Genomic DNA, 13373 nt, shown 5'->3' with positions numbered 1-13373 from the left:
ACAACGACAAACCCCGCAGAACACGCGTAGGGTCCGGTCCCTCACACCTGACGGTGAAGGAACCGAACCCTACGGACGTCGCGCCGTTCGGCAGTGCCGATCAGCTGCAGTCGACGCCCTCGAACGGCACGTCGATGCGCGCGCTGCGCCCGCCGTCGCCGGTGACGGTGACGACGGCGGCCCCGGCCGGCACCTGGGCGTCACGCACCGAGAAGGTGAGCAGCGTCGACTTCCCCGCCTCGAGGTCGGACTTCTCGCGCGTCCCGTAGGGCGTCTCGACGACGGCCCCGACCGGCGAGCCCTCCCCGTTGGCGACCCGGACCGCGACGAAGCCGCGGGAACCTGCGCACCGCGCCTCCGCCTCGACCTCCACGGCGAGCGGCTCATCGTCCGAACCGCCGTCCTCGGTGGACAGCCAGAACGTCGAGAACTCGGCGGTGTGGGAGGTCCCGTTCTGCGCGGCGAGCGCATACAGACCGACCTGTGTGACGTCCCAGTCCACGGTGAAGCGTGCCGCTTCCGCCCACTGGCCCGCGGAGTCGCCGTAGGAGACCACCAGCTCGTCACCGACACGATCGATGCGCAGCCACTCGACCTGCGACCCTCGGCGCGGGGTGAACTCCGAGGTGAAGACCCGGGCGTTCTCCAGCGCGCTCTCGATGACCACCGGACCGCCGTCGGCGAGGCCGACGTGGCTCAGCCCGGCACGGACGTAGTTGTCGATGTCGGCCCAGGCGATCAGCCCGGCACCCTGGAAGTCCAGGCTCACCGGCGCGGTGACATGGGTGACCGCGGAGAAGTCACCGGCGGGGACGTCGACGAGGAAGATGTTCCGCGCGGCGTTGTCGTTCTGCCAGGTGTCGCCGGGACGGGACTGCAGCGTGAGGTTGCCCTCGCCGACCGACCAGGCGGAGGCGTCCTCCGCATGGATCTTCCAACGGGAGTCGAGCTCTGCGGCCGTGAAGTCGTCCGACCAGGTGGCGTCACCGAGCTCCGGGGCGGGCCCCGGCACGACGTCCTCCGGCTCCTCGGCCGGCGGGTAGGCCGCGAGGAGCGCGGCCTGCTCGGCGGCGGTGATCGGGATGACCGTGCCGTGGCGCGGGCTGCGCGGCAGCTCGGCGTCGGGCACCGACGTCCACTCGCCGCTCGTCAGGTCGTCGCTCTCGAAGAGCAGGTATCCCTGTCCGCCGTGGTACGAGGGCTGGTCGATCATCATGTACCAGCGGTCGTCGGTCAGCGAGGGAAAGACCGTCGGTCCCTCACCGGACGTGAAGGTCCCGCCCCACGGGTTGGGCTCACCCACCCCGATCCGCTCGGCGATCAGGTCCCAGCCGTCGCCGTCGCTGACACCCTGCGTCAGCCGCAGGTCGTCGGACGACTCCTGGCGCACGGTCATGTCCGCCTCGTCCTTGGTGAAGCGGTAGTAGGTTCCGTCCTCCTCGACGATCGTGGAGTCGATCATGCCGCGGCCGGCACCGCGGGGCATGTCGATCCAGACCTCGGGCTCGGAGAACTCGACGAAGTCCGTGGTGGTCGCGTACATCATCCGCTGGTAGGAGCTGGCGATGCGGCGGTCCTCGGGGGCGACGTCGTCGGGGTAGAGGGCCGAGGCCCAGAACACCAGGAACTCCTGGTGCGCCTCGTCCCAGTACGCCTCCGGGGCCCACAGGTTGCCGGCGTTCTCCGGCGCGATCTCGGCCTCACGCTGGTCGGACCAGTTCACCAGGTCGGTCGACTCCCACACCATGAGCGACCGGGAGCCGGTCTCCTGGGCCCGGCCGAAGTTGCCGCCACCATAGATCTGCAGGTCGGTGGCGATGAGGTAGTACGTGTCGTCCTCGGGCGCGCGGATGATGAACGGGTCGCGCAGGCCCTCGGTACCGAGCGTGGACTCCAGGACGGGCTCGCCGGCGTTGAGGGTCTGCCAGGCGGTGGGCTCGTCCGACTCGCTGACGGCGAGATAGATCTTCTCGTCGTCGGCCGACCTCTCACCGGCGAAGTAGGGGAAGACGTAGGCGGCGAGGTCCGTCTCCGCAGTGCTGACGGGTGTCGCCCCGGTCTCCTCGTCTGTTACCGCGACGGCGGCCGCCGCGATCGGGGCGACAAGCCCCAGTGTGAGGGCGCCGGCGAGCAGAGCCCGCAGCGAACGTCCAGATGAACGGTGGTTCATCGATGTACCCCTTCGGTGTTTGGCTGCCCGGTGGTCACCGAGCTGGGGATGTAGGCGGCGGGCGGTCGCCCCGGCGCCGGTCGGTCAGCGTGCGACCGACCGGCGCCGGGGATCACCTCACGACGCCGCGCGCAGGATCCACTTCTGCACGGCGTTGCCGTTGTCCGTGTACTGGGAGATGCGCGCGCCCGGCTCCGTCGCGAAGTCGTACAGATCGAGCGCCTTGCCGGAGTTGCGGTTCAGGAACGTCACTGTCCCGTCACCGTTGGCGCGCACCCGGAACTGCTGGTTCGTCCCTCCGCTGGAGGTCTGTTGCACGATGTCGGCCCCGTTGGCCGTGCTCGCACCGGACACGCCCAGCACCAGCCCGGAGTGGCGGGCCTGGATCGTGTGATAGCCGTCGCCCACGGCGGTGAACCCGAACTGCTGGTTGGTGCCGCCCCAGGAGCCCCACTGGTTCAGCCGTGCGCCCGGTTCCTTGGACTGTTTCGCGACGTCCCACACGAGGCCCGAGTGCGCTGACTCGACCGAGTACCAGGTGCCAGGCTTGACCGTGCCCGAGCCGCCGTACGCGGCGAGCAGCCGGTCGTACTCGGCCTGCGTGACCGGCAGGACGGTGCCGTGCCGCGGCTTCGTAGGCATCTGGTAGTCGGCCACCGGGGTCCACGCGCCGGAGGCCAGGTTCGTCGTCGTGAACGGGACGTAGCCCCGGCCGCCGAACTCGTCGATGAACATGTACCAGCGGTCCTCGGTGTTGGACTTGAAGATCGTGGGTCCCTCACCCGCGCTGACGTCACCCTTCCCGATGCAGTCTGCGACGAAGTCCCAGCTCGTGTCGCGCAGGTCGGTCGCCTGCTCGGCGGTGATGAACTTCGAGCACGGCGTGGACGAGGTGTTGTTCCGCTCGTCCTTGGTGAAGCGGTAGTAGGTACCGTCGTGCTTCGTCACCGTCGAGTCGATCACCGAGTAGCCCGGGTCGACCCAGACCTTCGCCTCGCTGAACGTCCTGAAGTCGCTGGTCGTCGCGTACATCATGCGGTTGTAGGACGACCCCGTGTGGTTCGGGTCGCTCTCGGCGTACAGCTTGGAGGCCCAGAACACGACGAACTCGCCGCGCGCGTCGTCCCAGTACGCCTCGGGCGCCCAGGTGTTGCCGGCCGTGGGGGGCGACACGAGCTCGAGCCGCGGCTGCGACCAGGTCACCAGGTCAGCCGACTCCCACACCACGAGGTTCCGCGAGCCGTGCCGCTGGGCACCGTCCCAGTTGCCGTTGCCGTGGATCTTCAGGTCGGTGGCGATCTGGTAGAAGCGACCGGTCTCCGGGTTCCGGATGATGAACGGGTCCCGCACGCCACCGGTCCCCACGTTCGACGTGAGCACCGGCCGGTTGCCGTTCAGATCGATGTAGTGCAGCGGGTCGTTGCCCTGGCTCAGGCCGAAGTAGACCTGCTCCCCGTTGGCCGTGCTCTCCCCCGCGAAGTAGGAGAACAGGTAGCCGACGTACGGCTCGTCGGCCGCGGTGGCCGCCGGGGCGGTCACCGCACCGGCCAGCGCTGCCCCCATGACCGTCAGCCCGGCAACGATCGTCGCCCACCATCGCGAACGCGTCTTTTTCATAGTTGTTTCTCCGTCACATCGTCGTGTCAGTGGTTCGGTCCGTCGTCGGCCGACGGGGGTGCAGGTGCCACTTCTGGGTGGCGTTGCCATCGTCCGTGGAGGTTGGCGCCGCTCCAGCGGTGGAGCTGAGTCAGCAGACCACCGGGCTCCGTGCACTGGACAGCGGCGTCCAGGACAAGTGCAGAGTGCGCGGCGCTCGGTCGACGACTTCTGGCGGACGGTCGTGTCCGCCTCAGGCCCGGCAGGGGCGATGCGAGGGCGCGTCTGGCCGGAGCAAGCCAGCCTCGAGTGCGGTACATCACTGCAACCCCCCGTGGTACGGCGTTGTACTTCGTGTGGGAAATGCACGGTGGGCGGCGCTACGTGCGACGCCCGACGGGCGCCCCCGGAGCCCGGGGGCGCCGGGCCGGCTAGGTGCGCCGGAGGGTGAGCACGCGCTGGAGGACCACGAAGATCAGCAGCAGCACGCCGATGACGATCTTGGTCCACCAGGAGCTGAGGGTGCCCTCGAAGGTGATGATGGTCTGGATGAGACCGAGGACGAGCACACCCAGCACGGATCCGAGGACGAACCCGGTCCCGCCGGTCAGGAGGGTGCCGCCGATGACGACGGCGGCGATGGCGTCGAGCTCCATCGCCACACCGGTCAGCGAGTAGCCGGACCGGGAGTACATCGCGAAGAGCAGACCACCCAGGCCTGCACAGGTACCGGAGACGACGTAGACGAGCACCTTGGTGCGCGCGACCGGCAGCCCCATGAGCTGGGCCGACTGCTCGCCGCCACCGATCGCGTAGACGGTGCGGCCGAACTGCGTGTAGTGCAGCAGGTAGAAGGCCAGCGCCACCACCGCCAGGGCGATCATCACGCTGGTCGTCACGCGCCACTGGCCACCGACCCAGGTGTCCCAGGCCGAGATCGCCACGAAGGTCTCGTCGGTGATCGGGATCGCCACCGGTGCGATGACGAAGCACAGGCCACGGGCGAAGAACATGCCCGCGAGCGTCGCGATGAACGGCTGGACGTCGAAGACGTGAACCATCACGCCGATGAGGAACCCGATGATCGACCCGATGAGCACCACCGCGGGCATGACCATGGCCGCCGGGACGCCGGCGTCCAGCAGGTAGGCCGCGCTCACGGCGGACAGTGCCAGGACAGCACCCACCGAGAGGTCGATACCACCGGTCAGGATGACGAAGGTCATCCCGACGGCGAGCACGATGAGGAACGAGTTGTTGATGAAGAGGTTCGCGAGCACGTTCGTGGACAGGAAGTTGTCGTAGCGCACGCCACCGACCGACAGGATCAGGGCGAGGACGACGAAGGTTCCCACGACCGGCATGTAGCGGCGGTCGATGCGCAGCCGCCGGGCGATCGTCGACATGCGCCGGCCTCTCTGGGGACCGGCCACCGGCGGGGCCTCGGTACCGCGCTTCTCCGGTGCGACTGCGGCCATCAGACCGACACCTCCTCGGGACGGGCCGCCCGCCGTCTGGCGCGTGCGGCGAACGACTCACGGATCCGCGGCGACTGCAGCAGCGTCACCGCGATGACCACCAGGGCCTTGAACAACGGGGTGACCAACGGCGAGATCCCGACGATCGTGACGGTCAGCGTCAGCGTCGTGATGATGAGCACCCCGACGAAGGTCCCCGACAACGAGAACTTCCCGCCCTGCAGCGACGTGCCCCCGATGACCACCGCGAGGATCGCGTCGAGCTCGATGAACAGCCCGGCGTTGTTGGCGTCGGCCGCCATGACGTTGCTGGCGAGGATCAGCCCGGCCAGGCCGGAGAAGAGGCCCGAGAGGGCGAAGACCGTCCACACGATCGTGCGGGCCTTGACACCGGCGAGCCGGCTGGCGGCCGGGTTGATGCCGACCGACTCGACCAGCATGCCGAGCGCGGTCCGCCGGACGAGCAGCGCGACCAGGACGAAGACGCTGCCGGCGACCAGTGTCGCCACGGGTACACCGAGCCAGAAGCCGGAGCCGAGAGTCTTGAACGCCGGGCTGGTGACGGTCGTGATCTGCCCCTCGGTGATCAGCATGGCGATGCCCCGCCCCGCCGTCATGAGGATCAGGGTGGCGATGATGGGCTGGATCCCCACGACGGAGACCAGGAACCCGTTCCACACGCCGAGCACCAGGGACACGCCCAGCGCGATCGCGATCGCCAGGAGCACAGTCGAGACCGACCCCGGGTTCGGCGACGTCGCGATGAAGCTCAGCGACAGGGCACCGGCAATCGCGACGACCGCACCGACCGAGAGGTCGATGCCGCGCGTGGCGATGACCAGCGTCATGCCCAGCGCCACCAGCATCAGCGGCGCCGCGTTGCGCAGGATGTCGACCGGCGCCCCGAACAGGTGACCGTTCAGGATGGTGACGCCCAGAAAGTCGGGCCGGTAGATCGTGTTGGCCGCGAGCAGCGCGACCAGTGCGACCACGGGCCAGAACAGCGCGTGGCGGGTGATCTCGCGCATCAGTGCTTCCCTCCGCTGGCGATCAGCTCGACGACGTCGTCCACGCGGACGTCGTCGGTATTGACTACCTCGGCCACCTTGTCCCGGTCCCGCATGACCGCGATGCGGTGGCTGAGGCGCAGGACCTCTTCGAGCTCGGCCGAGATGAAGACCACGGCCATGCCACGCTCGGCGAGCTCGGCGACGAGCTTCTGGATCTCGGCCTTGGCACCGACGTCGATCCCCCGGGTGGGCTCGTCGAGGATCAACAGCTCGGGGGCGGTGGCCAGCCAGCGCGCCAGCAGCACCTTCTGCTGGTTCCCGCCCGAGAGGTTGCGCAACAGCGCCCTCGGGTTGGCGGGACGGATGCCCAGCGCGGCGACGTACTTGTCGACGATCTCGTCGACCTGGCGGGCGGGCAGGCGCCGCATCCAGCCGCGCCCCGCCTGCAGGCCCAGCACGATGTTCTCCCGCACGGTGAGGTCACCGACGACGCCCTCGGCCTTGCGGTCCTCCGAGGAGAAGGCGATACCGCTCCCGATGGCGGCACGGGGGTTGCGCAGCCGGACGGGGACGCCGTTGATCCGGGTGTCCCCGGAGTCCGCCCGGTCCGCGCCGGCGAGCAGCCGTGCCACCTCGGTGCGTCCGGAGCCGAGCAGCCCGGCGAGCCCCACGACCTCGCCGGAGTAGACGTCCAGGTCGAACGGCTGCACGCTGCCCTTGCGGCCCAGGCCGACCGCCTGGAGGTACGGCGTCGACCCCTCCTCGACGGCGACGGTGTGGGCCGTGCTCACGTGGAGGTCCTCGAGGACCTCCATGGACCGGCCGATCATGGTGGAGACGAGCTGGAGCCGGTCGGTCTCCGCCGTGGTGTACTCGCCCACGAGCCCGCCGTTGCGCAGCACCGTCATGCGGTCGGAGATCTCGTAGACCTGCTCGATGAAGTGCGAGACGAACAAGATCGCCACGCCCTCGTCGCGGAGGCGCCGCACGACGGCGAAGAGCTGCGCGACCTCGTCGGCGTCGAGGCTGGACGTCGGTTCGTCGAGGATGAGGACCTTGGCGTCCACGACCATCGCCCTGCTGATCGCGACGAGCTGCTGCACCGCGATCGAGTGCGCCCCCAGGGAGGACGCGGGGTCGATGTCGAGACCCATCGTCGCCAGGTGTCGTGCGGCCTCACGCCGGGTGGCACGCCAGTCGATGGCGCCCAGCCGCCGCGGCTCGTGCCCCAGCATGATGTTCTCCGCGACGGTGAGGTTCTCGCAGAGGTTGACCTCCTGGTACACCGTCGCGATGCCGGCGCTCTGCGCCTCGCCGGGGCCGGAGAACTGGTGTGGCTCACCATCGACGAGGATCTCGCCCGCGTCGATGCCGTAGACGCCCGTGAGCGCCTTGATGAGGGTGGACTTCCCGGCGCCGTTCTCGCCCATGAGGGCGTGCACCTCGCCCGGGAAGAGCCGGAAGTCGACCTGGTCGAGCGCCTTGACGCCGGGGAACTCGATGGAGATCCCCGTCATCTGCACGACAGGCCGCTCCGCGGTCTCAGAGCTCGTCATCGTTGACCTTCCGTGGAACGCGGCGGGATGCGGTCCGCACCCCGCCGCGGGTTCGAGAGGTGGCCGGCGGGGACGCCCTCGGGCGCCCCCGCCGTGCTACCGATCAGTACTGACGGTCAGGCAGCGCCGCGATGGCTGCCTCCTGGTCGAAGGCCTCGTCCTCGACGACGATGCGCTTCTCGACGGGCTCACCGGCGATGACGGCCTTGGCGATCTCCGCCAGGTCCGGGCCGAGCAGCGGGTTGCACTCGACGATGTAGTTGATCTTGCCGTCGGCGAGCGCCTGCATACCGTCCTTGACGGCGTCGATCGTGATGATCTGGATGTCCTCGCCCGGGACCATCCCGGCGGCCTCGATGGCCTCGATGGCGCCGAGACCCATGTCGTCGTTGTGCGCGAAGACCACGTCGATGTCGTCGTGCTTCTGCAGGAAGCCCTCCATGACCTGCTTGCCCTCGGTACGGGTGAAGTTGCCCGTCTGCGAGTCGATGACCTCCAGGTCGCTGCCTGCGATCGCGTCGGCGAAGCCCTGCTGACGGTCGATCGCGGGCGCCGAGCCGGTGGTGCCCTGGAGCTCGACGACCTTGAAGCCCTCGCCGTCGTACTGCTCAGCAGCCCACTCGCCGGCCATCTCGCCCTCGAGGACGAAGTCGGAGCCGATGAAGGACTCGTAGAGGGTGTCGTCGTCCGAGTCCACCGCACGGTCCGTCAGGATCACCGGGATGCCGGCCGCCTTGGCCTCCTGCAGGATCGGGTCCCACCCGGTCTCGACGACCGGGGAGAACGCGATGACGTCCACGCCCTGCGCGATGTAGGAGCTGATCGCCTGGATCTGGTTCTCCTGCTTCTGCTGGGCGTCCGAGAAGTTGAGGTCGAAGCCGTTCTCCTCGGTCAGGGTGTCCTGGATGGACTGGGTGTTGGCGGCGCGCCAGCCCGACTCGGCGCCCACCTGCGAGAACCCGATCGAGATGAGTTCGTCGCCTCCCTCGGCCATCTGCTCGTCGCCGTTGGACGTGTCGGTGCTCGGTGCCGCCTGCTCGCTGCTGCAGGCGCCGAGCGCGAGCAGTGCTGTCGCCGACAACGCAGCCACCGTGCCGCGCATCATCTTCCGTGCCATGTCTACTCCTCTTCGAGACGCCGGACGACCGGATCTCCCGGTCCGCAGGTCAGCTCCGACCCCCGGCATGGCTTGCCTTGTGACCGCTAACATAGCGGAGATGTGACCGGTCACAAAGAGCGATCATGGGATTCGACGTCACGATCTCGTAACACCGTTGCCGCTGTCGAGCACCGCTGGTCGGCAGCACCGCGCACGGCAGGATCCGGCCGAGCGGGCGGTCAGCCGTCGTCCCCGGGAGCACGGCCGTCCAGCTCCGCCGCGATCATCTCGACGATGGTGTCCACCGTGATCCCCGGCCCGTTGCTGAGCTCGCCGATCTTCTCCCGGTCCTTGAGGACGACGATGCGGTCGCTCAGGCGCACCACCTCCTCGAGCTCGGAGGAGATGAACACGACGGCGACCCCCTCACCGGCCAGCCTCGCGACCCGGCGCTGGATGTCGAGCTTCGCGGCGATGTCGATGCCGCGCGTCGGCTCGTCGAGGATCAGGACATGGGGCCGCGTGGCCAGCAGGCGCGCCAGCATGACCTTCTGCTGCGTACCTCCCGACAGCTCGCCGGCGGGTCGGTCCACGTCCTCGTGCGACAGGTGCAGGGCGTCGAGATACGTCTCGACCACCGCGTCCTGCTCCGCCCGGGACAACGGTCGCGTCCAACCACGGAGCGCCTGCAACGCCAGGACGATGTTCTCGCGCACCGTCAGGCCCGCGACGATGCCCTCATGGCGCAGGTTCTCGGTCGACACGGCGATCCGGTGGCGCAGCGCGGTCGCCGGACCGCGCAGCTGCACCCGATGCCCGTCCAGCCAGAGCTCGCCGTGGTCGGCACGCTCCACCCCGCTCATCAGGCGGGCGAGCTCGGTACGTCCGGAGCCGCGCAGACCGGCGAACCCGACGACCTCCCCCCGGGCGAGGTCGAGGTCAGTGGGCTCGAGGGCCCCCCGGCGCCCGATGGACGTCGCGCGCAGCGTCACCTGGGCCGAACCCCCGTAGTGGTGCGAGAGGCGCTGGGAGTGCAGCGCCTGGAGTGCGCCGATGTCCTCCCCGATCATCTTCGAGATCAGCTCGGCGCGATCGACCTGGGCGGTACGGAACTCGGCCACGACCCGACCGCCCCGGAGCACGGTCATGCGGTCGCTCACCTCGAACACCTGCTCGAGGAAGTGTGAGACGAACAGCACCGCGACACCCTGGTCACGCAGACGGCGGACGACCCCGAGGAGCCGGGTGGCCTCGGACCCGTCCAGGCTCGACGTGGGCTCGTCGAGCACCAGCACCCGCGGCTCCAGCACGATGGCGCGCGCGACGGCCACGAGCTGCTTGGTCGCGGGGGACAACGTCTCCAGCGGCGCGCGCGGGTCGACGTCCTCGATCCCCAGCGCGGCGAGCGCGGCCTCGGCGCGCTCGCGACTCTTCGCCCAGCTGATGCCGAACCGGCCCCGTACCTCGTGCCCGATCATGATGTTCTCGGCCACGGACAGGGACGGGCTCAGGTGCGACTCCTGGAACACGGTCGCGATGCCCTCCGCGCGGCTCCGGGCCACGCTCGTCGGCGTGCGGGGCACGCCGTCCACGAGAACCTCGCCCGCCAGGATCGGCACCGTGCCCGTCAGCGCACCGATGAGGGTGGACTTGCCCGCACCGTTCTCCCCCATGAGGGCGTGCACCTCGCCGGGACGCAAGGTCAGGTCTGCGGCGTCGAGGACCCGCACGCCCGAGTACTCCACGGTGATCCCGCGCATCTCGACCACGGGAGCCACGGCGTGTCCCCCTGGGACCGCCTGCGGGCCCATCAGGCTGCCCTCCTCGGCGGCGCACTCGACGCACGCGCGACGATCTCGGCAGGGATGCGCGTCACGGCCGGGATCTCGCGTTCCTCGATCGCCGCTCTGAGCACGTCGACGACCGCGATGCCGAGCGCGTCGAAGTTCTGCCGCACGGTGGTCAGCGGAGGGATGACGTGCCGCGCCAGGGGGATGTCGTCGAACCCGACCACGCTGAGGTCGCTCGGCACCGAGAACCCGCGCTCGTGCAGCCCGTGGATGAGTCCCACCGCCATGTCGTCGTTCGCGACGAAGACCGCCGTGTAGTCCGGGAGCCCACGGATCCCGCGCGCGAAGTCGTACGCGAAGTCCGCCGTCCAGTCGCCCACCACGATGGGCCGCTCGCGGATCCCCCACGACTTCGCGCGAGCGTGGAACGCCCGTTCCCGCGTCCGGGCGTCGAGCCAGTCGAGCGGCCCGGCGAGGTGCAGGATGTCGCGGTGCCCGAGCGAGACGAGGTGGTCGACGGCGAGTGTCGTCCCCGCCTGCTGGTCGACGGTCACCGTGAGGAACGTCGGGTCCTTCTCCGGCTTGACGACGAGCACGGGGACGCCGACGGCGATGCGCCGCAGCGCCGCGATCGACGACGACCGCGGCGCGACGACGCACAGCGCGTCGACACCCAGGGCCATCAGGTGGTCGACGGCCTCCTGCGGACTGATCTCCTCGCCGGCGCGCAGGAGCACCGAGCTCACCTCGTAGCCCGAGGCCCGGGCGGCGGACTCGACGGCGTACAGCGTGCTGGTCGGCCCGAACGTCACCGCGCTCTCCACGAGGACGCCGATGCGGCGGCTGCGCTGGGTGGCGAGCGCCTGAGCCGCCCTGCTCGGGCGGTAGCCGAGCTCCTCGATGGCCTGCTGCACGCGACGCCGGGTGGCGTCCCGGATGTTCGGGTGGTCGTTGAGCACCCGGGACACCGTCATGTGCGACACACCGGCGAGCTGCGCGACCTGCCGGATGTTCGGCTTGTCGACACCGGTACTCGCCATGCAGGGCCTCCATCGGGTTCCGCCGGTCGGCCGAGAGGCGGCGCGGCGACCACAGACTACCGCCGACCGGCGGGCCGGATCAGTCCGCGGTCAGAGCCCCTGGGCGACGCGGTAGTACACCTGGTTCCACCGCACCTGGTCGGCGAACCCGCGGCGGGTCGTGGACTCGTCGATGACGAGCAGCTCGGTCCCGGCGATCTGGGCGAACACCTCGAACGCCTCGACGCCGGCAGCCGTCGACATCACCGTGTGGTGGGCACCCCCGGCGGTCAGCCACGCCTCGGCCGACGTCTCGAAGTCCGGGCGCGGCTTCCACACGGCCCGGGCCACCGGCAGGTTCGGCAGCTCGGCCGACGGCGGCACGACGTCGACGACGTTCGCCGTGAGACGGAACCGGTCCCGCATGTCGGCGAGCGAGACGACGACGGCGCCCTCGACGCTGTCCGCGTCGAAGACCATACGCACCGGGTCCTCCTTGCCGCCGATGCCCAGCGGGTGGATCTCCACGCGCGGCTTCGAGGTCGTCAAGGTCGGGCAGATCTCGAGCATGTGCGCACCGAGGATGAGCTCGGATCCCGGCGTGAGGTCGTAGGTGTAGTCCTCCATGAGGGACGCGCCGCCGGGGAGGCCTTCGCCCATCACCTTCGCGGCGCGGACCAGCACGGCCGTCTTCCAGTCGCCCTCGGCGCCGAACCCGTAGCCCTTGGCCATGAGCCGCTGCACCGCCAGCCCCGGGAGCTGGCGCAGCGCACCGAGGTCCTCGAAGTTCGTGGTGAACGCCTTGGCGCCCCGCTCGGTCAGGAACGCCTCCATGGCGAGCTCCTGGCGGGCCGCGTACCGGAGCGAGTCGTGCCGCTCGCCACCCTTGCGCAGCTCGTCGACGACGTCGTAGAGGTCCTGGTACTCGGCGACCAGCGCGTCGACATCGGACTCGGAGACCGCGTCGACCGCCTCGACGAGGTCGTTGACGCCCCACGTGCGCACCGACACGCCGAACTGCAGCTCGGCCTCGGTCTTGTCCCCCTCGGTGACCGCGACGTTGCGCATGTTGTCACCGAACCGCACCAGCGTGAGCTCGTGGGTGGCCGCCCAGCCGGCGGCGCCCCGGACCCAGGTGCCCACCCGACGCTGGACCGCCGGGTTGGAGACGTGCCCCACCACGGTGGTCCGCGCGACGCCGAGCCGGGACAGCATGTAGCCGTACTCGCGGTCGCCGTGCGCGGCCTGGTTGAGGTTCATGAAGTCCATGTCGATCTCGGACCAGGGGAGCTCGACGTTCGCCTGCGTGTGCAGGTGCAGCAGCGGCTTGCGCAGCGCGTCCAGGCCGGCGATCCACATCTTCGCGGGGCTGAAGGTGTGCATCCAGGTGATGACGCCGAGCACGTTGTCGTCGCTGTTCGCGTCGAGCATCGCGCGGCGGATCGAGCCCGAGTCCTTCAGGACGGGCTTCCAGACCACCTTCGCGGGGACGTCGCCGGAGGCGTCGAGGGCGCGCGCGACCTCCTGGGACTGACTCGCGACCTGCTCCAGGGTCTCCGGGCCGTAGAGGTCCTGGCTGCCGGTGAGGAACCAGACCTCGCGGTCGCCGTAGGGCTTGCTCATGTTCTTCCTCTCGAGAGATGTGTCCGCGCCCG

At 69.7% G+C, this 13373-nt stretch carries 9 protein-coding genes; all 9 read right to left on the bottom strand.

Translation table 11 applies throughout. From position 1 onward, the window contains the following. Positions 1-100: 100 nt before the first annotated feature. A complete protein-coding gene (locus PZC42_RS04475) occupies positions 101-2170 on the bottom strand; it encodes a beta-xylosidase family glycoside hydrolase (protein ID WP_277208793.1) in 2070 nt (689 codons plus the stop codon). 117 nt (positions 2171-2287) lie between these two features. Beyond that, entirely contained in the window at positions 2288-3787 is a 1500-nt protein-coding gene (locus PZC42_RS04470) for an RICIN domain-containing protein (protein WP_277208792.1), read from the bottom strand. A 410-nt stretch (positions 3788-4197) separates the two neighbouring features. Beyond that, positions 4198-5244, bottom strand: coding sequence for a galactofuranose ABC transporter, permease protein YjfF (gene yjfF, locus PZC42_RS04465; protein ID WP_306573557.1), 1047 nt, complete (start codon positions 5242-5244; stop codon positions 4198-4200). Next, a complete protein-coding gene (locus tag PZC42_RS04460; protein ID WP_277208791.1) occupies positions 5244-6272 on the bottom strand; it encodes an ABC transporter permease in 1029 nt (342 codons plus the stop codon). Before PZC42_RS04460 ends, yjfF begins: the two co-directional genes overlap by 1 nt. Continuing rightward, the gene (locus PZC42_RS04455) at positions 6272-7810 is read right to left on the bottom strand and encodes a sugar ABC transporter ATP-binding protein (protein WP_277208790.1); all 1539 of its coding nucleotides are present in this window, start codon (positions 7808-7810) and stop codon (positions 6272-6274) included. Before PZC42_RS04455 ends, PZC42_RS04460 begins: the two co-directional genes overlap by 1 nt. A 103-nt stretch (positions 7811-7913) precedes the next feature. Further along, complete coding sequence (locus tag PZC42_RS04450; RefSeq protein WP_277208789.1) at positions 7914-8927, bottom strand: ABC transporter substrate-binding protein; 1014 nt, start codon at positions 8925-8927, stop codon at positions 7914-7916. 221 nt (positions 8928-9148) lie between these two features. Beyond that, positions 9149-10720, bottom strand: coding sequence for a sugar ABC transporter ATP-binding protein (locus tag PZC42_RS04445; protein WP_277208788.1), 1572 nt, complete (start codon positions 10718-10720; stop codon positions 9149-9151). After that, the gene (locus tag PZC42_RS04440; protein ID WP_277208787.1) at positions 10720-11739 is read right to left on the bottom strand and encodes a LacI family DNA-binding transcriptional regulator; all 1020 of its coding nucleotides are present in this window, start codon (positions 11737-11739) and stop codon (positions 10720-10722) included. The genes PZC42_RS04445 and PZC42_RS04440 overlap by 1 nt, the downstream gene beginning before the upstream one ends. A 90-nt stretch (positions 11740-11829) precedes the next feature. Next, the gene (araA, locus tag PZC42_RS04435) at positions 11830-13341 is read right to left on the bottom strand and encodes an L-arabinose isomerase (RefSeq protein WP_277208786.1); all 1512 of its coding nucleotides are present in this window, start codon (positions 13339-13341) and stop codon (positions 11830-11832) included. Between the last annotated feature and the right edge of the window lie 32 nt (positions 13342-13373).

The sequence above is a fragment of the Isoptericola croceus genome, from assembly GCF_029382255.1.
In the GTDB taxonomy this organism is placed as follows: Bacteria; Actinomycetota; Actinomycetes; order Actinomycetales; family Cellulomonadaceae; genus Isoptericola; species Isoptericola croceus.
This window is presented reverse-complemented; position numbering and strand designations above follow the sequence as displayed.

Excerpts from the sequence above, each read along its gene's own strand:
- yjfF (WP_306573557.1), bottom strand. The coding sequence starts at position 5,244 with ATGGCCGCAGTCGCACCGGAGAAGCGCGGTACCGAGGCCCCGCCGGTG.
- araA (WP_277208786.1), bottom strand. The coding sequence starts at position 13,341 with ATGAGCAAGCCCTACGGCGACCGCGAGGTCTGGTTCCTCACCGGCAGC.
- PZC42_RS04445 (WP_277208788.1), bottom strand. The coding sequence starts at position 10,720 with ATGGGCCCGCAGGCGGTCCCAGGGGGACACGCCGTGGCTCCCGTGGTC.
- PZC42_RS04455 (WP_277208790.1), bottom strand. The coding sequence starts at position 7,810 with ATGACGAGCTCTGAGACCGCGGAGCGGCCTGTCGTGCAGATGACGGGG.
- PZC42_RS04475 (WP_277208793.1), bottom strand. The coding sequence starts at position 2,170 with ATGAACCACCGTTCATCTGGACGTTCGCTGCGGGCTCTGCTCGCCGGC.
- PZC42_RS04460 (WP_277208791.1), bottom strand. The coding sequence starts at position 6,272 with ATGCGCGAGATCACCCGCCACGCGCTGTTCTGGCCCGTGGTCGCACTG.
- PZC42_RS04450 (WP_277208789.1), bottom strand. The coding sequence starts at position 8,927 with ATGGCACGGAAGATGATGCGCGGCACGGTGGCTGCGTTGTCGGCGACA.
- PZC42_RS04470 (WP_277208792.1), bottom strand. The coding sequence starts at position 3,787 with ATGAAAAAGACGCGTTCGCGATGGTGGGCGACGATCGTTGCCGGGCTG.
- PZC42_RS04440 (WP_277208787.1), bottom strand. The coding sequence starts at position 11,739 with ATGGCGAGTACCGGTGTCGACAAGCCGAACATCCGGCAGGTCGCGCAG.